We start from the raw sequence: 22463 nt of genomic DNA, 5'->3' as shown, positions 1-22463 counted from the left end.
TGAACGAAGTTGCCTCCACCGCCAACGCGATTACCGGAGATTCACTATGAACGCGCTCCCTGAACCCGGCGCATCGCACGACAAGTCGCGCACGATTCAACCCGCGTGGGTACGTATCACGCACTGGCTCAACGCACTGGCCGCGGTGCTGATGATGCTCTCAGGCTGGCGAATCTACGACGCGTCGCCGGTATTCGAAGGTTTCAGGATTCCCACCGGCATCACGCTCGGCGGCTGGCTCGGCGGTGCGTTGCAATGGCACTTCGCGGCGATGTGGCTGCTGTTCTTCAACGCCCTCTTCTATCTGGCGATGAACCTCGTCACCGGACGCCTCAGCTCGAAATTCTTCCCGCTGTCACCGCGCGCGATCCTGCACGATCTCGGCGAGGCGCTGAAAGGCCATCTATCGCACGCGGACCCGAGCCGCTACAACGCCGTGCAGAAATTCGCGTATCTGTTCGTGATGCTCGACATCGCCATCCTGATCGTATCGGGGCTCGCGATCTGGAAATCGGTGCAGTTTCCGTTGCTGCGCGAACTGATGGACGGATATGACACTGCACGCGTCGTTCACTTCTGCGCCATGGCCTTGCTGGCCGGCTTTATCGTCGTCCACCTGACGATGGTCGCGCTTGTGCCGCGTTCGTTGCTTACGATGATTCGCGGCCGCTAACGGGGAGTAAAACCATGAAGCTATTCAAACCTTCGTCGCTGGGCGTGGATCGCGAGTCGCTGGCTATCGACGTGCGCCGTGAACTCGATATGCCGTCACGCCGGCTGTTCGGCAAGCGCATCATCACGCTCGGTGGTCTTGCGATGCTGACAGGATGCAGCCTGTCGGACGATAAATCGGTCGAGACGTTCTTATCGCGCGTGTCGAAAATCAACGACAGCGTGCAGGGTTGGCTGTTCGATCCGGATCGTCTCGCGCCGACCTACACGGAAGCACAGATCACGCGTCCGTTTCCCTTCAACGCGTTCTATGGGATCGACGATGTCCCGCACGTGGACGGAAGCGACTTCCGGTTGAAAGTCAGCGGCCTCGTGCAGGAAAAAAAGACATGGACCCTCGATGATCTGTACGCCTTGCCGAAAGCCGAACAGATTACGCGGCATATCTGCGTAGAAGGATGGAGCGCGATCGGCCGATGGGGCGGCACACCGTTTTCCGAATTCCTGAAACGCGTGGGCGCTGATACATCGGCGAAATACGTCGGCTTCAAATGCGCCGACGACTATTACGAAAGCATCGATATGCCGACGGCGCTGCATCCGCAGACATTGCTGACCTTTACCTACGACGGCCAGCAATTGCCGGCAAAATACGGCTATCCGATGAAGCTCAGGATGCCTACCAAACTCGGTTACAAGAACCCCAAGCACATCATGGAGATCTTCGTAACTAACACGTTTCCGGGCGGCTACTGGGTCGATCAGGGCTACAACTGGTTCGGCGGTTCGTGAACAGCGAGCTGAATGCGATTACGTTCGAGCACCGGAACCCGCAAAGAACCGGTTCTCAGGCCGCGGCAGCCCCAGATTCTCTCGCAGCGTGGCCCCTTCGTATTCGCGCCGGAACAGCCCTCGCCTCTGCAACTCAGGGATCACCTTGTCGACGAAGTCGTCGAGACCGCCCGGCAGATACGGAAACATCACATTGAATCCGTCGGAGCCCTCTTCCACCAGCCACTGCTCCATCTGATCGGCGATCATGGCCGGCGTGCCGACCATCTCAAGTCCCGCGTAGCCGCCAATGCGCTGGGCCAACTGGCGAATCGTCAACCGGTCGCGCTCCGCCCATTCGAGCACGCGCTGCCGCGAGGTGCGGCTCGCATTGGTTTCAGGAATGTCGGGTAGCGGGCCGTCAGGATCGAAGCCTGACACGTCGTGCCCCAATGCAATCGACAATGAAGCGATACCGCTCTCGTAATGAACGAACGTGTCGAGTCGCGCTCGTGTTTCGAGCGCCTGCTCCAGCGTATCGCCCACCACCACGAAGGCGGCCGGCAGGATCTTCATGTGATCGCGTGAGCGCCCCAGCTTCTCCATGCGGCCTTTGACATCGGCATAAAAGCGCTTGCCGTCCGCCAGTTGAGTTTGCGCGGTGAACACCACCTCGGCCGTTTCGGCGGCGATCTGCCGCCCGGCTTCCGACGATCCCGCCTGCACGATGACCGGCCAACCCTGAACCGGGCGCGCGATATTCAACGGCCCGCGTACCGAGAAGTTCTCGCTTTTGTAGTTGAGGACATGCAGTTTCTGCGGATCGAAGAATGTGCCGGTTGCCGTATCGCGGATAAAAGCGTCGTCGGCCCAACTGTCCCACAGTCCGGTGACGACATCGAAGAATTCGCGGGCGCGCCGGTAGCGCTCGTCGTGCTCCACATGTTCGTCGAGGCCGAAATTGAGCGCGGCGTCCGGGTTCGACGTGGTGACGAGATTCCACCCCGCGCGGCCGCCGCTGATGTGGTCGAGCGAGGCGAAACGCCTTGCCACATGATACGGCGCGTCGAATGTCGTGGACGCGGTGGCAATGAGCCCCAGCCGCTCGGTGACCGCAGCGAGCGCGGGGAGCAGCGTGAGCGGCTCGAACGACGTGACCGTGTGGCTGTGCTTGAGCGCGTCGAGCGGCATGTTGAGCACCGCGAGGTGGTCGGCCATGAAGAACGCGTCGAAGCGCCCGCGCTCCAGCGTCTGCGCAAAACGCTTCAAATGCCCGAAATTGAAGTTGGCGTCGGGATAGGCGCCGGGATAGCGCCACGCGCCGGTATGAATCGTAGTGGGACGCATGAATGCGCCGAGGCGAAGCTGACGTGACATTAAACGATCTCCGTCCCGAACTGGGTCGAGCCAGTTTAATCCGGCTTCGGCGCGGCTGCTTGCAAGCCCTCGGCGCGGGTGTGGTCGGCGCTGTTGTCGCTGCTGTGCCCGCCGCTATACCGCGCCGCTATCCGGCGCGATGCGCCGGCCGCCGCAAGCCGAGATTGTCGCGCAGCGTGCGGCCTTCGTAGTCCTCGCGGAACAGGCCGCGTCGGCGCAATTCGGGCAGCACCAGTTCGACGAAATCGGTCAAGCCGGTGGGCAGCAATGGCGGCATCACGTTGAAACCGTCCGCGCCGTAATTCAGGAAGCGTTCTTCCAGTTGATCGACGATCTGCGCCGGCGTGCCGACGAGTTGCCAATGACCACGCGCTCCCGCCACCCGCAAATAGAGCTGGCGGATCGTCAGATTCTCGCGGCGGGCCAACTCGATCGTCAGCACTTGCCGGCTCTTGCTCGCATTCGTTTCGGGCAGATCCGGAATCGGCCCGTCGAGCGGATAGCCGGACAGATCGAAGCCGCCGGTCAGTCCGGAGACGAGCGCGAGCCCCACCTTCGGGTCCACGAGCGACTGCAAGTGCTCGAACTTCTCCTTCGCTTCGTCCTCGGTGCGGCCCACGATCGGGAACACGCCGGGCATGATCTTCAGGTCGTCCGGACGGCGGCCATAGGCCTCCAGTCGGCCCTTCACATCGGCATAAAAATCGACGGCGTCCTGCAACGTCTGCTGCGCCGTGAAAATCACCTCGGCGGTCTTCGCGGCCAGATCCCGGCCGGCTTCGGACGACCCCGCCTGCACGACGACCGGATGCCCTTGAGGAGAACGGGCGACATTGAGCGGCCCCTTGACCTGGAAGAAACGTCCCTTGTGATGCAGCACATGGCGTTTGGCCGGGTCGAAGAAACGGCCTTCTGTCTTGTCGCGAACAAAGGCGTCGTCTTCCCAGCTGTCCCATAGCCCCGCCGTGACTTCAGCGAACTCGGCGGCACGCTCATAACGCTCGGCATGGTCGAAATGCCTGTCACGATTGAAGTTCTTCGCCTCATGCTCGCTTGACGAGGTGACCAGATTCCAGCCCGCGCGTCCCCCGCTAATATGATCGAGCGACGCGAACTTGCGCGCGATGTGATACGGCTCGTTGAAACTCGTCGAGGCCGTGCCGACCAGGCCGATGCGTTCCGTCACGGCGGCCAGCGCCGACAGCAAGGTGATCGGTTCGAACTGCGCCACATAGCTGTGCGCCGTGCGGCTGAGAAAGTCGACGTTGTCGCCACGCGTGCCCACGCCGTCGGCGAGAAAGACCAGATCGAACTTTGCAGCTTCCGCCGTCTGCGCGAGCTGGACGTAATGACGGAAATCGACACCGGCGTCCGCCCGTGCCTCGGAATGCCGCCACGCCGCAATATGATGCCCGGAAGGGTAAAGGAAAGCGCCGAGGCGCAAGTGCCCGCTACGTCTGCTCATGGAAGTCCGCGAATCAGGAATGGATGGGACGCGCCGCACCTGCCCGGCCGAACGCGCGCGGCACCGTGTCGGTTCGCCAAAGAGCAGCGCGGCATGCGGCCGGCGCTGACAGGCGAAGGCATGCGACCTGTCTGATTCTCGTTGTGTTCGCCGCCTTGCGCCACGAACAAATCGGCAGATCCATATTCGCCAATGCACTAACGAAAGCTGGCGGCCCCTGTTACCCTTCGCCCGCCATGAGAGCATTTATCGTCAGTGAAAGCACGCCGACCAGCACGAGACTCACCGCCCAGACAGTGTCCAGATTGAACCAGCTCCGCGCCACGAACCTGAGCCCCAGGTAGCGGTAGACCAACCATGCCAGCAGCCCGCCCACCACCATCATGGCGCACGCATGCACACCCGAGACCAGCAACGCCATGCCGAGATTGGCTTCGATCAGCGTTTGCGCGGCCCGGTGGCCTTGCTCGTCGTAGGCGCGGCAGAGGCCGAGATAGATCGGCACGAGCATCAGTCCGGCGCCGTGCGCGAGCGCAATGGTGAAGGACCAGAGCGTGAGCCGTGAGGGCGGAATCCGCCTGAGGATGCGCGGATGGCGTCTGCGGATCAGCAGGAATACGCCGAAGCCAATAACCAGCACGCTGGCGCCGATCTGGATCTGGCGCTGCCAGGCGAGCAGCATGGTTAGCATGGCGAACGGCAGCATCACCAGCAACACCGCCAGCATATGCCCCGCCGCGAGATAGACGAGCGCGCTGAACAGCGCCCGCGCCCGTCTTTCCATCAAACCGCCCGACACTGCGAGCGGCCATCCCATTGCCGGGTTGATGCCGTGATAAAGGCCGCTCGCGAGAATGGCCAGCCAAAGGCCGGTCTGCGACCAGCCTGCCCCGATCAAACGCCCACCGACGGGTAACAGAACGAATCGGTCGAGCAGTCCCCTCCTTCGAGCCGGATCTGATGCGCGCGGTATCCGTCGGGAAAGTCCACCCAGTAGTCGTCGGTCAGCTTGAGGCCGCCGCTGGGTTCGGCCCGCGCCATGACCTGTGCCGCGGGTACGCCGCCCGGGTAGAACTGGTTGTCCCAGGTCGAATAGAGCGAGTTGGTCCAGTAGACGCGCTTGCCGTCGCGGCTGATCTCGACCATCTGCGGGCCGCCCGCGAAGGTCTTGCCGCCCGGATGCGGCGTACGCCGCGCAATCCCGCCTATGTGAACCGATCCCGTGAGCTTCGGCTTGCGGGGTTCGGTCACGTCGTACTGGCGCATTTCGCCGGTTCCCCAACACGCGACGTACAGGAATTTGTCGTCGATGGAGAGATCGATATCGGTGACGAGCGGCGGCACCGCGCCGAAACCCTGAAGCAGCGGCGGCAGCAATTCCGTGGCTGCGGGCTCGGGCGGAATGGTCGCCGTTTTCTCGATGTGGAACTGGCCGCCCTCGCGCCACCATGTCCAGATCGAGCCTTCCAGATTCGTCGTATCGACCACGACGCCGACGAAGCCGTATTCCCGGCTGGGATCGTGCGCGGGCCGCACTTCGAGCGCCATCTGGTGGTTCGCGCCGAGGTCGATTGTCTGCACGTTGCGCCTGCCGCTCAGATCCCAGAAGTGGATGCGGTGCCCGTATTTGTTCGCCAGCAGATCCTCGGCGACGATCCCGTTCTCGAACTGCGGCGGCAACGCCCATTCGCTCGACACCATATAGTCGCGCGGCAGGTTCCACCAGAAATCGTAGTGTTTCTCCTGCAAGCCGCGGTCGATCTCCCAGCGGCCGAGCACTTCGAACGTTTCGCAGTCCATGATGAAAATGCCGGGCGGCCCGTCGGTGCCGTCTTTGCCTGCGCCGCCGAGCGTGCTGATGTAAATCCCTTCGGGTCCGCAATGCACGGTATGCGGGCGCGAGTAGCCCGTCTTGCGGAAGATTTCCTCCGGCTCGATGATCTTGTGAATGCGCGCCTGGGTGGGATGCGGATGCGTGTCCACAATGTAGATACGCGAAGAACGCATGCCCGGAATGATCAGGTAGCGCCGTTCGAGGAAAGCGTGGCCGGTCAGCGGCGACAGTGAGGACGAGCAGGCATTCCAGCCGAAATGATGGAATTCGTCGCCCTTGTACGGCACCGGCACGGTGTGAACCACCTGGCTGTAGGTCGGCGAACCGGGTTTCACGTCGATGACGGCAAGCGCGTCCGGCTGCGAAAAATCGGGGCTGAGAAGTACCGTATAGGCGTACTCTTCCGCCGGCGCATCCATCGCGAGTTTCGGTGATGCATGGAACGTAGGATCCGGACGCATACCCATGACGGGAGTCTCCTTGTCTGTCGGGTTCGGGGCCGTGGCACAGCTCTAGATTTGTAGTCCACGGTGGCGGCGAGAGCAACCGGGAGTTTCGCCAGTTTTTGTGCACTGCGCCTTTGCCGTAGCCGGGCGCCCTCTCACCATATCGTAGTCGCCAACACCGAATAGCGCTACAGGATCGTCGCTCAGCCGTTAGTGCTGCACGCCCCAGCGCCGGACGGTCACGCGCTCCAGCGTATCGAACACCAGATGCTCGATCAGCAAACCGATCACGATCACTGCGGCGAGACCCGCAAAAACGCGATCCGTATACAGTTCGTTGCGATTCTGGAAGATGTACCAGCCAAGGCCGCCACTACCGGAACTCGCGCCGAACACGAGTTCGGCCGCGATCAGCGTGCGCCAGGCAAATGCCCAGCCCACCCGTAAGCCCGCCAGAATCGCCGGCAACGCTGCCGGCACCAGAATCAGCAGCACATGGCGTATGCCGGTGAGCCCGTAGTTGCGGCCCGTCATGCGCAGCGTCGCCGGCACCGATTGAAAACCGGAGTAAGTGTTCAGCGCGAGCGGCCAGAGTACCGAATGGACCAGCACGAACAGCAGGCTGCCAGTGCCGAGACCAAACCAGAGCAGCGCGAGCGGCAACAGCGCAATGGACGGCAACGGGTTGAACATCGCCGTCAGCATCGACAGGACATCGCGGCCGAGGCGCGTCGACACGGCAAGCGACGTCAGCACGAACGCGAGCGCGGCGCCGAGCAGATAGCCGCGCAGCAGCACGGACATCGACACGGCCGTTTTTTGCAGCAGCTCGCCGGACCACACGCCTTGCACGAACGCGCTGAACGTGGCGCCGAAGGTGGGCAGCAGCAGATCGTTGTCGATTGCGCGCGCGGCGATTTCCCAGATGCCGATCAACACCAGCGCGATCAGCGTCTTGCGCACCCAGCCTTGCGCGAAAATCCGCTTGCCGAGCGGCAGCGGGGCTTCGAGAACGAGTTCGCCGAGCGGTTCGAGCGGACGCTCGTATTCTTCGCGAACCGGCGGCAGCAAGGTGGCGGGTGAGCTCATTGCGCGCCCTCCGTCTCTTCAAACAGCAGATGATGAATACGCGCGACGCTGCGCTGGAAATCGGTGCGCCCGAAACTGTCCTGAGAGTACTGATGGCTGTTGAGCTCCGCGCGCACACGGCCCGGATGCGGCGACAGCAACAGAATGCGGTTGCCGACCACGAGCGCTTCTTCAATGGAATGCGTGACGAACAGCAGCGTGAAGTTCACCTCTTCCCACAAGCGCAAAAGCTCTTCCTGCATCTTGCGGCGGGTGAGCGCATCGAGCGCGGCGAAGGGTTCGTCCATCAGCAGCACGCGCGGCTGCATCGCCAGCGCGCGGGCAATCGCGACACGCTGTTTCATGCCGCCCGACAATGTATGTGGATAGGCGTTGGCGAATGACGCAAGCCCCACCTTCTCCAGATAATGCAGCGCCCGCTCGTTGGCTTGCACGCGCGAAAGCTTCTTCGCGACACGCAGCGGAAAGGCGACGTTCTGCAGAACCGTCTTCCACGGCGGCAATTGATCGAATTCCTGGAACACCACGATACGGTCGGCCCCCGGGCCTCGCACAATCTGGCCGTCGAGCGAGATGCTGCCGGAGGTCGGCTCGATAAAGCCGGCCACGGCCTTGAGCAGGGTCGACTTGCCGCAACCCGACGGCCCCAGCAGCACGAAACGATCGCCGCCGTAGACGTCGAAACTCACGTCATGGGTCGCGCGAACGATCCGCTCACGTGTGCGGTATTCGAGGTTGACGTGTTCGACCGCGAGCAGTTTTCCGCTGGTCGCCGCAGCGGCTTCATTACCGTGGTTCGGAAACAGCGAGGCAGGATTGGCCACCATCAGATCGCTCCCTGTAAGCCGACCGCTCGGGCCGACAGGTATCCGGCAAAGCGCGGGTACACGTTCACGGTCAGCTTCCCGCCGCGGTTGCCGGGTCGTCGAAGAAGTAATCCTTCCAGGACTGCGGGTCGTTCCTGATCACACCCACGCGGTGCATGAACTGCGCAAGTCCGAGCGTGTTTTGCGGCGCGACCTTGAACTGCACTTGCGGATCCTTGATGACCTTCAGCAACAGGTTGCGGTCGATCTTCGACTGATTGGTGCGGATGTAGATGTCGGCCGCGGCGTCGGGATTCGCCGTGATGAAGCGCGCCGCGTCCGCCAGTGCATCGACGAATGCGCGGTAGGTCTTGGGATTGTTGTCGCGGAATTTCTCCGTCGCGTACAGCACGGTCGCCGAACTGGGTCCGCCGAGCACGTCGTATGAATTCAGCACGATGTGCGCCTTCGGATTGCCGGCGAGTTCCTGCTCCTGAAACGGCGGATTGCCGAAGTGTCCGGTAATTTCCGTGCCGCCCGCAATGATCGCCGCGGCCGCGTCGGGATGCGGCAGCGCCTGCGTGAACTTGTCGAGGCGGTTGTAATCCTTGTCGCCCCAGCGTTTCGCCGCCGCGTATTGCAGCACGCGCGATTGCACCGACACATTGACGGCCGGCACCGCAATGCGGTCCTTTTCGGTGAAGTCGGCGATCGTCCTGACGTCGGGATTGTTGCTGACGAGGTAATACGGCAGGTTGCCGAGCGACGCCACGCCTTTCACGTTCTGCTTGCCGCGCGTGCGGTCCCAGATAGTCAGCAACGGACCGACGCCCGCGCCGGCGATATCCACCGCGCCGGAGAGCAGCGCGTCGTTGACGGCGGCGCCGCCGGAGAGCTTCACCCAGTCGACCTTGATGTCGATGCCCTGCTTGCGCCCTTCTTTTTCGACGAACTGCTGGTCGCGCGCCACGTTCAGCAGCAGGTAGACCACGCCGAACTGTTCGGCCACGCGGATCTGCCCTTCGGCATGCGCGGGCACGGCCGCGCCGAGGCCGGCCACGCCCGTCGACAGGGTCAGCAGCGCCGCGGTCAGACGGCGAGCAAAAGACGACCGCGCAGCGGTCGGGCGAAACATGGCGAGCATCGGAACTCCGGTCAGCGTGTGAGAGAGGTAAAACGGACCACGTTGCCGTCAGAACGGCACGTCGCCTTCAATTGTCGTGCGGTACAGTTTGCGGCGCAGATGATCCGGCGTGCCGGCCGCGAGGTGCATCAATGAGCGGTTGTCCCAGAACACCATGTCGTGTTCGGCCCACTGATGCCGGTACAGATGCTCGGGCCGCACGCTATGCGCGAAAATTTCCTCGAGCAGCGACTGGCTCTCATCCTCCGGCAAGCCGATCACGCGGGTCGTGAAATGCTCGCTGACAAAGAGCGCCTTGCGCCCGGTCTCCGGATGCGTGCGGACGATCGGGTGCGTCACCGGCTTGACCTGGGCGATCTGCCCGGCGGTGAGATCCGGGCGCCACGGGCTGCGTTTTTGCAGCTCCGCGTATTTCGCGAGATACGTGTGTTCCGCCGAACGCCCTTCCACTGCGGCGCGCAAATGCGCCGGCAACGTGTCCCACGCCAGATGCATGTTGGCGAACAGCGTGTCGCCGCCTTCCGCAGGCAACTCCTGCGCATGCAGCAGTGAACCGAGGCTCGGCGTCTCCTTGTAGGACAGATCGGAGTGCCAGAAATGGCCGGCGTCGCCCAGACCGATCGGCTGGCCGTTCTCGACGATGTTCGAGACGACCAGCACCTCCGGATGGCCCGGCAACTGGAACTGGTGCAGCACGTGAATCTGCAGCGGACCGAAGCGGCGGCTGAAGGCGATCTGCTGATCCGGCGTGATGCGTTGATCGCGGAACACCAGCACGTGATGGTCCAGATGCGCACGGTGAATGCGCTCGAAATCGTCCTGGCTCAGCGGCCGGCCGAGATCGAGGCCGAGCACTTCCGCGCCGACGGGGCCGTCGAACGCGCGAATCCCGATGTGCTGGGCAGGGTTGGCAAGGCCAGCCTGGCTGGCGGCGGTAGATGCAAAGGCAGTCGTCACAGGACACTCGTCGTCGAATCTGGTCGGAAGACGCCAGCGGGGGCGCAGTCAGACGAATTTACCGGCGCGCGCGCGCTCCGGCAACGAAGCAAATCCGATACGGATATCTGCTGAAGTGATAAAGCCGATGCTTTAACGCGTTGCGGCCGCGGAGCGAGCGCCGCCGCCTCATGCGGCCGCCCTCGCCTACGCGCACGCAGGCGCCTGTCATGGCTGTCCCGCATGTCCTAGCGCCTTTCAGCCCTTGCCGCGCAAGTCATAATGGCTCTTGAGCATACGTTGCAGCAGCCGATTCCTCGTTTCATCCGCCTTGATCGCGTCCCAGGTAGCGTCGGGAATCCTGTATTGGGACGCGAGATCGGTCAGGCGTTGCGCGCGCACTTTGCGTGTCACCGGGTCGATGGTCGCGCGCCAGACGGGCGTGCCGTCGAGGTTGCGCACTTCGAGCTGATTCGGTCCGTGGGCAACGGCACAATATCCGTCTCTGAACAGCCATGCAATGTTGTTCTGCGCAAGCCATCTGGACGCCTTGCCGATCTCCGTCGCTGTCCATTTTCTGGCGTATTCGATAAATAGCTCCTGACGTTCGATGCCCGGCACTTGCGTGACGAATCGCGTTGTCCCTGGCGGTAACGCCGAATCGGGATTTCTTGCGAATTCGTAGAGCCTGAACCGGTTGCCCGCCGAGTTGTTCAGGAAGGAGTGCAAGTTGACGGGCGGCGGTACGACCGCTTTCCCGTTGAAGCCGGTCAAGCTCCAGGCGGATCGACTACCGAGGTCTTCTCTCGACACATAGGGGTAGTACGAGTATTTGCCGACGCTGAGAAACTTGCGATCCTCCGCGTGAATGAGATGATTGCCGATTTTTTCAAAAACGCCATTGAGATTAGACGGATCGGACGGCACCGAGCCGGCGTAGAGGTAGCCGTTGTTTCCGACGCGAAGCACCCGCTTGTTGTCATTGGCGAGGTGAAAGCGGCCATCTTCGCCCATCACGAACTGGCTTGTATTCCCCGGAACATCGACCATGCCCGAATAATCGAAGCAGACATCGCCCTTGCTGTCGACGTAGAGCTTGGTTTGCCATCTGGAATCGCCGTACCCCCACATGGTCATCGGCCCGCGATAGTCGAGACCCGTGGCTTGCCGGTTCGCGAGATATTCGATCTTTGACCGTGCATGGTCGTAGAACTCGGCTTGTGTGCGATTCGGATCCTGGTTGAGCTGCGGGACGGCGGATTTGCCGTCGTATGAGACGCGCGACACAAACGGGCTGTGACGCTTGTCGCTCCAGCCCGAACTGTCGACTGGATAACGCGCCAGTTGCGGCTGGGCGCCGGCCGTTTGCGTCTGATCGTAGACGTCCCAGCGGTAATCCGGGTTGGGAAAGAACGGCTGCAGCCTGCCGTCTTTGATGCGTTGCCAACCCACGATCTGCGTGAAGTCGATATGCCCCATCGCCGCCTGTTCGTGGCGTTGCGGGTCGCGGGCGCCGGCGCCGAGACTTCCATTGACATCCACCATGTTCGGTGTCGGTGCGACACGGTAGATGTACCCGTCGCTCGAGCGGGACGTGAGTCGGTCCAACGCTGTGCTGCCGCGCTGGAAAGTGCCGAGATAACCCGCTGAGTCGACAACTGACGGATTCGAACTCAGGTCGAAATCGTGCATGTCGAGGCTCACGTCTTTCAGCGGCGTGTCCTCGACGTTGAAGCCGCCCTGCGCCTTCAGTGCTTCAGGCGTCACCGTCGATGGGCGGAAGAGCACGGTGTGCGGAGATTGCTCCGGCGGGTCGGCGGATCGTTTCCGGACCTCGTCGCGAGGCAGCGCGAGCCTCTCCATGTCCGGCTCAGGCGGCAGAGCTATAGGCGGCACGGCTACGTGATGCGCTTGCGCGATATCGGCTAACGTGACGTTGTTGATGGGCGATTCTCTCGCAACAGCGAATTCGGCCTGGCTGGCGCCGCGCACGGGCCGGCTTCGGTTCAGATTGGCGAACCACGTGGTCGCCGCGTGGTCAGTGCCGCCCTCCTCCGTATGCTCCGTGCCGTACCGGCTGCTGATTGCGGACGACATATCGGCAAAATTCCGATAACTGAAAACACCGACTGCCGGATCGTAGATCTGGTACGCGTCATTCAGATAATTTGCCGATGGCTTGACTCTTTGCACGATTACCGGGGGATCCGCTGGGCCGACGTTGTCTTGTGGACGGGCACCCTCCCCGTCAACCGGACTGCCGCGGGACGTGAACCGGATTTCCACGAAGTCGTCGTCGTAGCCCCGCAGGCTGTTGTCGCGAACATAAGGATGTCCAAAGTGCTGGTTGAGTTCGTCGGCCAACCCGGAGGCGCTTCGAATATGGCTTTGGCCTTCATGTCTGATACGGTTCGGCACATTCGAGACCACCGAATGCCGGTTCGCGATCTGCAGGCGGTGGAGCTCGTCGACTGTGGCTTGCCTCGTCGGCGGATTGCGCAGCCGCGCTCTGAGATCGGCTGTCGCGCTTGCCAGGTCTGTCGAATATCCACCGGCGATAGTCGCAAGCGCGTCGGCGGCCATGCCGCTAGCGGAGCCGGCCAGCGCGCGCGGTTGCCCCGCGGCCGCGGAGAGGACGCCTTGAGAGAGCCCGTTCGCGTCGACCGCGGTGCGTGCATACAGGCCGTGACGATAGAGTTCTGGTGGGGGTTCTGGAAGCCATGGCGCCGGGGGTGCCTGCGTTGCACGCGCTCGCGGCTGCCCCCGAGCATAGATCTGGATGCTGTCGGGCACGACCTGAAGACCCGTTTCGCTGTACGCGGTGTCCAGATACCCTCTCAGTGCATGCGCCATGTCGGCCTCGTCGCGATACACGAATGCGCCGGTGTTCGGATCGAAGACCACGTAATCGCCGCTGACTCGCCTTTGTATCAGCAGCGCGTGGCCGTGTTGCCAGGAGTTGTCGACCGGGGATGTCATACCGAGCAGCAGGTACGCCATGTCGCCCGGTTGGAGCCAATCATGCAGACGGGTCATCAAGCTTGCGATGCGCTGGTTGCGGTCCTGCGTTTCGGTGAATGGGTCGGCGTTGCGCTGCTCATACCGTCCGAGCGCGAACGGCGTCAATCTGTCCTGAAACCGGTCGATCCGGTCGAACATCTCCCGGCTGGCGGGAGCGCGGGAGTCCGCGTCGATCAACATCTGGTTGACGGCGGATGGCAGGTCCACGGTGTTCCCGCCATCGTCGCGGTCGATGCGGCTCATCGCTTCGCGAACGAGGCCATTGCAGGCTCCCTTACCTTGTGGCCCGCGCGTGCGCCGGCGATCGTTCTGATCGAACTTCTGATAAGACACGGCCGTTTCTTTCAATGCTTCGCCGCCGCGACATTCGCGGAACTCGGACTGCGTGCCGCAGGTGCCGAGTACGCCGCCGCGTCGAACGCGGGAAAGGGTCGACGCTGGTGCGGCGTATGTGCCGGCGTTTGCGGAGTGACCCGCGACGCGTGCGGGCGAACCATTGTGCGGCTGCACCGCCGTATTTGTGCGCGACGAATCATGGCCCGGTTGGCCGCGTGGTTCCACTGGGTACGACGATGCATAGGTGCGGCTGATTTCCATACGGTTCTCCCACGAGAAGGAACACGATAAATGTGCCGCGGCGATGAAAGTCCACGATTGCGCCTTCCGTACGGACAGCGGTGGTGGACGGCACAGGTCGAGTGTCGGGGAGCCTGCTTCACGTGGGGAACTGAATAACTGCTACAACGAGAACCGACGTTAGCGTGCCGGGTCGTTGCAAATGTCGCGGTACGGCGTGGGACTGTCGCTCTTCTCCACACGCGCCGCTAACTGGGGACACCAACTCCGCCCGTTATCCGGCGCGAACCGGTCACAATTGCCCCGGACGGGGATCAGCCACGAAGCCGCCGCGATTGGGCATGACCACGCGTGGCAGAGACGCAGCGTCGAGCCGCGTATTCGCCGGCACGATGCCGTTCTGGTTGAGCAGAAACGCGCTCACCGCATACACCTCGTCGGCAGAGAGCGACTCGGGGGCGTTGTACGGCATTGCGCGGCGGATATAGTCGAAGAGCGTCGTCGCATAGGGCCAGTAGCTGCCCACGGTGCGCTTCGGCTTCGCGCTCGCAAGCGAGCCCTGGCCGCCCACCAGCGGGTCGCCGAGACCGCCCTGGCCCTGCGCGCCGTGACACGCGGCGCACTTCGCGGCGAACAGGTGCGCGCCGGTCGCGACGTCGCCGCTGCCCGCGGGCAGGCCGCGGCCATCCGGTGCGACGTCGATGTTCCACGCGGCGAGATCCTGATCGGTGAGCGGTGTGCCGATATCATGAGCCGCGCCGGCATTCCGTGCGATCGGCGTGGTCGATGCACAGGACGCCAGCGCCGCCAGCGACAGCAACACGGCCAACGCCATGCGCGCCGGCGCAGGTTTGCGGTGGCCGTCACGCATTGCGCACCTCGCCGCTCTCGTCCACGCGCCATTGCTGGATTGCGTTGTAGTGGTATTGCGAATTCAGGCCGCGCGCGGCGACGAGTTCGGCGCGTGTCGGCTGCAGATAGCCGGTCGAATCCGTGGCACGCGAGAGGATGGCGGCAGCACCGCCGTCCCAGCGCCAGTCCGCTTCGAAACGCGTGAGCGCGCGATCATGAATCGCGCCGACCAGACGCGCGGCACGCCACGTTGCGCCGCCATCGGTCGAGACCTCGACCTTGCGGATCGTGCCGCGTCCGGACCACGCAAGACCGGTAATCGGGTAATAACCCTGCGTGGTGAGCCGATGGCCTGGCGACGGCCGCGTAATCACCGACTTCGCATCCATCTCGAAGGCGAACTGACGCGCCTTGCCGTTCGCAAGCAGGCTCGTGTACTTCGAGGTTTCCTCGCGCGTTTGCAATGGCGCGTCGACCACTTTCAGCCGGCGCAGCCACTTGACGTTGGTATTGCCCTCGAAGCCGGGAACGATCAGCCGCAGCGGATAACCGTTCTCCGGGCGCAGGCGCTCGCCGTTTTGCGCATAGACCACGAGTGCCAGGTCGAGGATGCGATCGAGCGGCAGGCTGCGCGTCATCGCGGCGGCGTCGGCGCCCTCCGCGAGCAACCAGCCGCCGCCGGCTGCGTTACCGGACACCGAAACGCCGCCCACCTCTTCCAGCAAAGTGGATAAGCGCACGCCGGTCCATTCGCAGCACGACAGCAGACCGTGCGTGAGTTGCAACGGCATGCCGCTCGGACCATTCCATTCGTTGCCGGTATTACCGGAGCATTCGAGAAAATGAATCCGCGATTCGGACGGCAGGCGCAGCAGGTCGTCGAGCGTGAACAGTTTCGGCGCGCGTACGAGGCCATGAATCGCCAGCCGGTGCTGATCGGGATCGATGTCGGGCACGCCGCCATGATGGCGCTCATAGACCAGACCGTTGGGCGTGAGCGTGCCGTGCAGATCCGCGAGCGGCGTCATCGACGAAGCCGCGCCGGGCAGCGGCCACGCTCGCGCGCTGCGCCGCACGACGTCCGCTTCGTGCGGCGAAGGCACGCCATAAGGATGCTCGAGAATAGGCGCGCCAGGCACGCGGCTCGAAGGTGCGACGTCGAGCGGCTTGAGCAGTTCGCTCGCCGCCGCGGCATGCGAAACGGCAAGGCCGCCGGCCGCCAGACGGCCGAGCAATCGACGGCGGCCGCGCGAGGGCGGCGTGTCGGGCTTTGAAATACGTAACGGCATCACGCCTCGCCGTCAAGCCAGCACATTCGAGAACACCCGGTCCGCGAGGCGATTCGAATCGGTGCCGCTATTCAGCACGCCGACCGCTTTCAGGTCATCGGCATAGAGCGAAATCTCTTTCTTGAACGCGTCGCCGACCGGATGATGGTGATCGGTGTGGCTCTTGAGCATTGCGGTCAGTTGGCCCACGTCGGCGGACGGCGTATAGACCGAGAAAATCGCGGCCGCGTCCGCGGGATGATTCGCGGTCCACTCGGTGGCTTCGAGCAGCGCCTGGGTCAAGGCCTGCGCGGTGGCGCGATCCTTTCGCACCAGCGAGCCGCGCACGCCGAGCACGCAGCACGCGCGCGTCTGGTATTCGCCGCACAGATTGTTCGACACTTCGTAGAGATGGTCGGACTCGCGGATCGTCCAGATGGTCGGGTCGCCGTCCGCGATGGCCTGCACTTCGCCCTTCTTCAGCGCCTCGCCCAGCAGATTGGCCGGATACTGGCGCCAGTTCACGTCGCGATCCGGATCCACGCCGATTTTCTTCAGCACGATGGCAAAGAAATTCTTGGTCGGACTCGCCATATCGCTGACGCCGATCGTGCGGCCCTTCAGCCCCGCCACATCGACGATGCCCGAGGCCCGCGTGGCCAGCAAACGCATACAGCCGCCGTGAATCCCGGCGGTCAGTTTCACGTCGAAGCCCTGCTCCAGCGGTTTGATCCAGCGCAGCGCCATGCCGACGCCCGCGTCGGACTTGCCGGTGGCGATCGCTTCCAGCAACTGGTCGGTCGAGCCGGAAAAATTCACGAGTTCGACCTGCAAGCCGTGACGTTCGAAAAAACCCTGCTTGACCGCTACGGCCACGGGTGCGGTACAGATCGCGCCTGCATTCCACGAGAGCTTGAGCGGCTTGAGCGGAGCCTGCGGCGTTTGCGCAAAGGTCAGCGGGCCGGGCATCAGTATCGTGCCGCCCAGCGCCGCGGCGCCCGCGCTCCAGGCCGTCTTGCGCAACCATGCGCGGCGCGCCGGGTTCGGCGGAGCTTGATCGTACGGATTCATGGTGGGTCTTCCTCAGGTCGTCTATCGATTGTTCTGTTCGTTCAGGTATCCAGACCAAGTTGGGCGAGCACCTCGCGGCGCAGGGCTACCAGCTTCGGGTCGTCGCGATGGCGCGGATACGGCGCGTCGTTGCGGACTTCGGCGATCACCCGCGCCGGCCGCTCGCTGAAGACGATCACGCGGTTCGCCAGCAGCAGCGCCTCTTCCACGTCGTGCGTCACCAGCAGCACGGAGAACCGCGCGTCCTGCCAGAGTCGCGCCAGTTCGTTCTGCATGCGGATGCGCGTCAGGGAATCGAGCTTACCGAACGGCTCGTCCAGCACCAGCAGCGCCGGATCGTTGACGAGCGCGCGGGCCAGCGCCACGCGCTGCGCCATGCCGCCGGACAACTGATGCGGAAACGCTTCGGCGAATTCGGTCAGGCCGACCAGTTCCAGCGCGGCATCGATGCGCTGCTGCACCCGTGCGTCCTGCGCAGCGCCGCGCCGGGCAAAGCCTCTGCGCTGCGCCTGCGGCCCGACACCGACATTGCCGCGCACCGTGCGCCACGGGTACAAGGTCGGATCCTGGAACACCACCACGCGCGACGGATCGGGGCCCGTGATCGCGGCGCCGTCGGCCTGCACGCCGCCCTGCGTCGGCGTATCGAGCCCGGCCACCAGCCGCAGCAAGGTGGACTTGCCGCAGCCGCTCGGGCCGAGCAGCGCGACGAACTCGCCCGGCTCGACGGCGAAACTGACGTCCTGCAGAACGGGCAACGCGGCGCCGCGCAGCGCGAAACGCTGGCTCACGTGACGCACGTCGATACGCGCGCCGTCGCGAACGGGCGCCGCGGCGGCCGGCTGATTCAATACCTCGGGTACGGCTACCATTTGAGCAGTCCTTTTTGCCAGGCCAGCAGGCGGTCACGCACGCGAAACAGCAACGTGATCAGACCGGAGCACATCAGCGCCATCACCAGCAGCGCGGCGTACATATTCGAATACGCCGCCCAGCCTTGCGCCCATTGCAGATACCAGCCGAGCCCCGCTTTCACGCCCATCATCTCGGCGACGATCAGCACCGAGAACGACGCGCCGAGCCCCATGAACAGCCCGACGAACACCGAGGGCAACGCGGCCGGAATCGCGACGCGCAGGATCAGGAAAGACGGTCTCGCGCCGAGCGTGCGCGCAATGTCGTAGTACGCGGAGTTGACGCCGGCCACGCCCGACCATGTCAGCACGGCGACCGGAAACGCGGTCGCCAGCGCGATCAGGAACACGCTCGCGCTAAAGCTGGACGGAAAGAAGAAGAACGCAAGCGGCAACCACGCGGTGGCCGGCAGCGGGCCGATCAGCCGCAGAACCGGATGCACCCAGTAACTGACGGCCTGCGACCAGCCGATGCTCACGCCGATCGCAAAACCCGCAATCGCGCCCAGCAGGTAGCCGTAAGCCAGCAGGCCGAACGAATGCACGACGCTCGTGCCGAGCCGCGGATAGTCTTCGGCATAGACGCCGATCAGCGCTTGCGGCGGCGCGAAGAAGGGTCGGGGCAGCCATTCGAGTTGTGCCGTGACCGCTTCCCAGACGCTGACGCCGAGCGCCAGCGCGAGCAGCCAGGGCATAGCGGCGAGCCATGCACTGATGCGCGTGGCCGTCACCGCCTTACGGTTTGACGGATCGCGCCGTCCCGCCACCGCCGTCGCAACCGCGAAGGCCGCCAGCACCAGCTTGAGCGCGATGAATGTTTTCGTGTACGGCCAGTCGTCGAGACTCGGCCACCACTGGGTCAGTGCCGCGCTGGCCAGCCACGCGAGCGCGGCGAGCCATGCGATCGGCACGCCGCGCGGGAGGCCGCGCCGTGTCGCGCGGTGCCCGGCATTGCCGGAATCCCCGTCGACGGCCGCACCTCGCGTCGCAATCGATTCGAACTGGGTGGACATAGCGTTCCAGCCTCCTGCATTGTTGAATTAGCGTTCGCGCACGCCGAAGCGCGATTTCACGCGATATCGACGTCGACGCCCTCGCGCTGCCAGACGCTGCGCGCATAGATCGAATCGTCGAAATCCGCGCCGATGTCGTCGTTAAACCGTGCTTCATGCGCGTCCAGATCGGCGAGAAACAGATCGCGGCTGATTCGCTGCACCACGGCGGGAATGTTGCGCTTCATGCTTGGCACGTCGCCGACCGGCAAGCCGAAACTGACGAACGCCGCCGGGTTGTAGACGTGGATATGCTTCAGATACGGCGCTGCGCCCTCCACCTTCTCCAGGTATTCGAGCCCCGCGCCGAGATAGGGATGCGAACCCAGCGCTTCGTCGCTGTCAGCCTCGTTGGGGACGTACTGATCGCGCCAGAGCCGGATATGCGCGGCGAACTCCGCGAGCTCCGGGCGCAGCGCCGGATCCACCACATAACCCGTGCCGGCAATCACGAAATCGAATGCAAACGGTTCGCCCGCCACGCGGGTTTCGACGTGTTTGTCTCGCACAGCGGCTTGGGTCCACGGCGCGCCGAGATGCAGATGAAAGTTCGGAAAACGCGTGACGCGCTCCACGGCGTCGGCAGGCGGCGTCGAGCCGGCTTCGCGGAAGCGCCGAGCCTGCGACCAGCGAATCGCGTCGGGCAACTGGAAATAGTTGTCGTACGCGCCGGGATAGGCGCGCGTACGCGTTACCGGCACCGACGCGATACGCTCGCGCCGCGCGAACAGATGCACCTGCTCCGCGCCGGCTTCGAGCGCCGTTGCGGCCGCGTCGAATGCGGACGCGGCCGCGCCGATCACCGCCACGGATTTGCCGCGCAGCGCCGCGAAATCGATCGCTTGCGAGGTGTGGGCAAAGAGCGTCGGCGGCAGATCTTTCAGCACAGCGGGAAGATTCGGGCCGCCGTTGCCCGCAACACCGTTGCTGAGCACGATCTTGCGTGCCGTTTCCACCACGCTGCGGACCGCGGCGCCTTCGCGCACTTCCAGATGCAGACCGAAATGCTCGCCCACGGGTTCGATTCGCGTCAGACGTGTGCCGTAGCGAATCGGGATGTCGAGGAAATGCCGGTACCACGCAAGATATTCCGCCCAGCGTGTGCGTGGAATCCGGTCGATCTGCGCATACGAAGCGGCGCCGAAGCGCGCTTCGTACCACGCCTGAAAGCTCAGACCCGGCAGACCCGCTTCGGGGCCCACCAATGTTTTCGGCGTACGCAGCTTGTTCATGCGCGCGCGATTCAACCAGATGCCTGCCTGACTTTCGTCGGGCGCGGCGTCGATCACGCTGACCTGACCGATGCCGGCACGCCGCAGCGCGAAAGCAAACGCCGCCCCGGTCTGTCCACCGCCGATGATCGCCACGTTATGATCGATGCCGTCACGCGGCGGCACCCAGTTGTCGGGCGCGGGGCCGATCAGCCGCAATGTGTCGAGCGCATGCTGGTCGGGATGGGTGAATTCCGTCATGGTGTCGATTCGGTCAGGATATTGAACGACGGGCAAAAACGCCAGGATGGTAAGGAGGCGCCATCGGTAAATTCAGTATCGCGGCACCGATGGCTTACCCAAACCAACTAATTTCGCTTTGCTTATTTGTTCCGTGCTGCTGTTCACAGCGCGTTCGGATCCCGTCAGGCACGCGCGGGCTCCCCTGCCACGGCGGGCTGCGTATAGTCCTCACCGTCGATGTCATAGCCCGACGGCTCCCAGCGGATCACCAGCAGCACGAGCAGCGAACTCAGCGGCGCAATCGCGATCAACCAGAACACTTTGGTACCGAATGCGGCGGCCAGCACAGGGAACAGGAACAGCGACACCGTCGAGGCACTGCGCACCAGCGTCTGGTTGAAGCCCACACCGATGCCGCGCAGCGAGGTCGGATAGCTGAGCGACGCATAGGTCATCGAATGGGAACCGGGTCCGAAGCCCTGCCCGAACAGATAGCCGCCGAGCAGCAGGATCGCCACCACCACGAGCGCGCCGCTGCCCGGTTTGCCGATCAGCGCGAGGCCGATCAGCGAGGCGAACTGCAGCGCGTGTCCGAGCACCGTCATTTTCCAGGCGCCGACCGTGGGCGCGGTGCGCACGCCGATCAGGCCGCCCACGAATGCGAACGCCAGATTCAGGCCTAGCGCCGCGACGATCGTGGTGAGCGGACCCTGATGAAAGAAGCTGGTGATGATCACCGGCAAGCCGAAGATGATCGCGTTATAGCCGAACGAGGAAGCACTGCCGATCACCGCGGCGAGAATCGTGCGGCGCCGGTAAGTGGCGTTGAACAGCACCCCGAAGTTGCGCCACGACGCCGCGCGCGGCGCCTTCACCGGTACGGCGCCGGGTTCGACCACGGCGTCCACGCCGTACGAGCGCTTGAGAATCCGCGCGGCCTCTTCGAGATTGCCCTGATTCGCGGCCCACACCGGCGATTCGCTGATATAGCGGCTGCGCACGAGAATGATCGCGATGGCGGGCACCGCACCGAAGGCCAGCGTCAAACGCCATAACCAGCCGAGTTGATGCTCGGGCAGAATCGCGTAGAGACCGAGAATCAGCAGATAGCAGGTGCTCGTGGCCGCATACCACGCAGGGCACCAGGCGGCGACGCTGGCCGCCTTGTTGCCCTTGCCCGCCACGCGCGAGAACTCCGCGAGAAAGGCCATTGCCACCGGCAAATCGAGCCCGACGCCGAAACCCATCAGAAACCGCGCGCCGCCGAGCACCCACGCATTCGGCGCCAGACCGGCCGCGATCGCCGCGACCACGAAGAACAGCATGTCGGCCATGAACACACGATAACGTCCGATGCGATCTGTCAGATAGCCGCCGAACAGCGCGCCGAGAATCGCGCCGAACGTAATGGCCGATGAAACGAAGCCCACCTGCACCGGCGAGAGCGAGAACTGCCGCGCAATGTCCTTGATCCCGTAAGCGAGCGAGGTCAGGTCGTAAGCATCCAGAAAAACGCCGCCGAGCGCGATCGCAATCACGATGCGCGCATTGCTGCCCTTGGCGGCGCCGGCATTGACGATACGCGAGACGTCTTGCGCGCTACGGATGACAGCGGGCCGCGCGGCGCTATCGACGCTCGCTTGCGGGTCGACAGCGGTCGATGGAAAAGCAACAGTGGACATGATCCGGACTTCACATGAGTGGCTGAAGCGTTG

At 63.8% G+C, this 22463-nt stretch carries 18 protein-coding genes; 2 read left to right on the top strand and 16 right to left on the bottom strand.

Annotated elements, in window-relative coordinates; all coding sequences use genetic code 11:
- Window positions 1-46: 46 nt before the first annotated feature.
- Window positions 47-673 (top strand): cytochrome b/b6 domain-containing protein, encoded by a 627-nt coding sequence (locus NE850_RS34710; RefSeq protein WP_007181901.1) that lies wholly within the window; start codon window positions 47-49, stop codon window positions 671-673.
- A gap of 14 nt (window positions 674-687) precedes the next feature.
- Window positions 688-1464 (top strand): molybdopterin-dependent oxidoreductase, encoded by a 777-nt coding sequence (locus tag NE850_RS34705; protein ID WP_007181900.1) that lies wholly within the window; start codon window positions 688-690, stop codon window positions 1462-1464.
- A gap of 18 nt (window positions 1465-1482) precedes the next feature.
- On the opposite strand, the gene NE850_RS34700 is transcribed toward NE850_RS34705, so the two are convergent.
- From NE850_RS34700 to NE850_RS34625, 16 genes are all read right to left on the bottom strand, one after another.
- On the bottom strand, window positions 1483-2820 hold the full coding sequence (locus tag NE850_RS34700; RefSeq protein ID WP_007181899.1) for an LLM class flavin-dependent oxidoreductase: 1338 nt from the start codon (window positions 2818-2820) through the stop codon (window positions 1483-1485).
- 127 nt (window positions 2821-2947) lie between these two features.
- Window positions 2948-4285: an LLM class flavin-dependent oxidoreductase gene (locus NE850_RS34695; protein WP_310700008.1), complete on the bottom strand. Its 1338-nt coding sequence runs from the start codon at window positions 4283-4285 to the stop codon at window positions 2948-2950.
- Between the two features lie 220 nt (window positions 4286-4505).
- The gene (locus NE850_RS34690; RefSeq protein WP_310700006.1) at window positions 4506-5183 is read right to left on the bottom strand and encodes a hypothetical protein; all 678 of its coding nucleotides are present in this window, start codon (window positions 5181-5183) and stop codon (window positions 4506-4508) included.
- Window positions 5180-6586: a selenium-binding protein SBP56-related protein gene (locus NE850_RS34685; protein WP_165185997.1), complete on the bottom strand. Its 1407-nt coding sequence runs from the start codon at window positions 6584-6586 to the stop codon at window positions 5180-5182. The genes NE850_RS34690 and NE850_RS34685 overlap by 4 nt, the downstream gene beginning before the upstream one ends.
- A 189-nt stretch (window positions 6587-6775) precedes the next feature.
- Window positions 6776-7654 (bottom strand): ABC transporter permease, encoded by an 879-nt coding sequence (locus NE850_RS34680; protein ID WP_007181895.1) that lies wholly within the window; start codon window positions 7652-7654, stop codon window positions 6776-6778.
- Window positions 7651-8481 carry an ABC transporter ATP-binding protein gene (locus NE850_RS34675; RefSeq protein WP_007181894.1) on the bottom strand — a complete coding sequence of 277 codons (831 nt, stop codon included), beginning with the start codon at window positions 8479-8481 and terminating at the stop codon, window positions 7651-7653. Before NE850_RS34675 ends, NE850_RS34680 begins: the two co-directional genes overlap by 4 nt.
- Window positions 8482-8551: 70 nt before the next feature.
- Entirely contained in the window at window positions 8552-9604 is a 1053-nt protein-coding gene (locus tag NE850_RS34670; RefSeq protein ID WP_007181893.1) for an ABC transporter substrate-binding protein, read from the bottom strand.
- Between the two features lie 48 nt (window positions 9605-9652).
- Window positions 9653-10561 (bottom strand): TauD/TfdA family dioxygenase, encoded by a 909-nt coding sequence (locus NE850_RS34665; RefSeq protein WP_007181892.1) that lies wholly within the window; start codon window positions 10559-10561, stop codon window positions 9653-9655.
- 237 nt (window positions 10562-10798) lie between these two features.
- Window positions 10799-13894 carry an enterotoxin A family protein gene (locus NE850_RS34660; RefSeq protein WP_232292903.1) on the bottom strand — a complete coding sequence of 1032 codons (3096 nt, stop codon included), beginning with the start codon at window positions 13892-13894 and terminating at the stop codon, window positions 10799-10801.
- A gap of 535 nt (window positions 13895-14429) precedes the next feature.
- The gene (locus NE850_RS34655; protein WP_007181890.1) at window positions 14430-15008 is read right to left on the bottom strand and encodes a c-type cytochrome; all 579 of its coding nucleotides are present in this window, start codon (window positions 15006-15008) and stop codon (window positions 14430-14432) included.
- Window positions 15001-16278: a sulfite dehydrogenase gene (soxC, locus tag NE850_RS34650; protein WP_165185999.1), complete on the bottom strand. Its 1278-nt coding sequence runs from the start codon at window positions 16276-16278 to the stop codon at window positions 15001-15003. Before soxC ends, NE850_RS34655 begins: the two co-directional genes overlap by 8 nt.
- Window positions 16279-16290: 12 nt before the next feature.
- Window positions 16291-17328 carry an ABC transporter substrate-binding protein gene (locus NE850_RS34645; protein ID WP_007181888.1) on the bottom strand — a complete coding sequence of 346 codons (1038 nt, stop codon included), beginning with the start codon at window positions 17326-17328 and terminating at the stop codon, window positions 16291-16293.
- A 41-nt stretch (window positions 17329-17369) separates the two neighbouring features.
- Window positions 17370-18200, bottom strand: a complete 831-nt coding sequence (locus NE850_RS34640) for an ABC transporter ATP-binding protein (RefSeq protein ID WP_007181887.1) — start codon at window positions 18198-18200, stop codon at window positions 17370-17372.
- A complete protein-coding gene (locus NE850_RS34635; RefSeq protein WP_007181886.1) occupies window positions 18194-19255 on the bottom strand; it encodes an ABC transporter permease in 1062 nt (353 codons plus the stop codon). Before NE850_RS34635 ends, NE850_RS34640 begins: the two co-directional genes overlap by 7 nt.
- A 56-nt stretch (window positions 19256-19311) precedes the next feature.
- Window positions 19312-20766 (bottom strand): SidA/IucD/PvdA family monooxygenase, encoded by a 1455-nt coding sequence (locus tag NE850_RS34630; RefSeq protein ID WP_310699999.1) that lies wholly within the window; start codon window positions 20764-20766, stop codon window positions 19312-19314.
- A gap of 164 nt (window positions 20767-20930) precedes the next feature.
- Window positions 20931-22430, bottom strand: a complete 1500-nt coding sequence (locus NE850_RS34625) for an MFS transporter (protein WP_165186002.1) — start codon at window positions 22428-22430, stop codon at window positions 20931-20933.
- Window positions 22431-22463 lie beyond the last annotated feature (33 nt).

The organism is Paraburkholderia sp. USG1, from assembly GCF_031570135.1.
GTDB lineage: Bacteria > Pseudomonadota > Gammaproteobacteria > Burkholderiales > Burkholderiaceae > Paraburkholderia > Paraburkholderia dioscoreae.
This window is presented reverse-complemented; position numbering and strand designations above follow the sequence as displayed.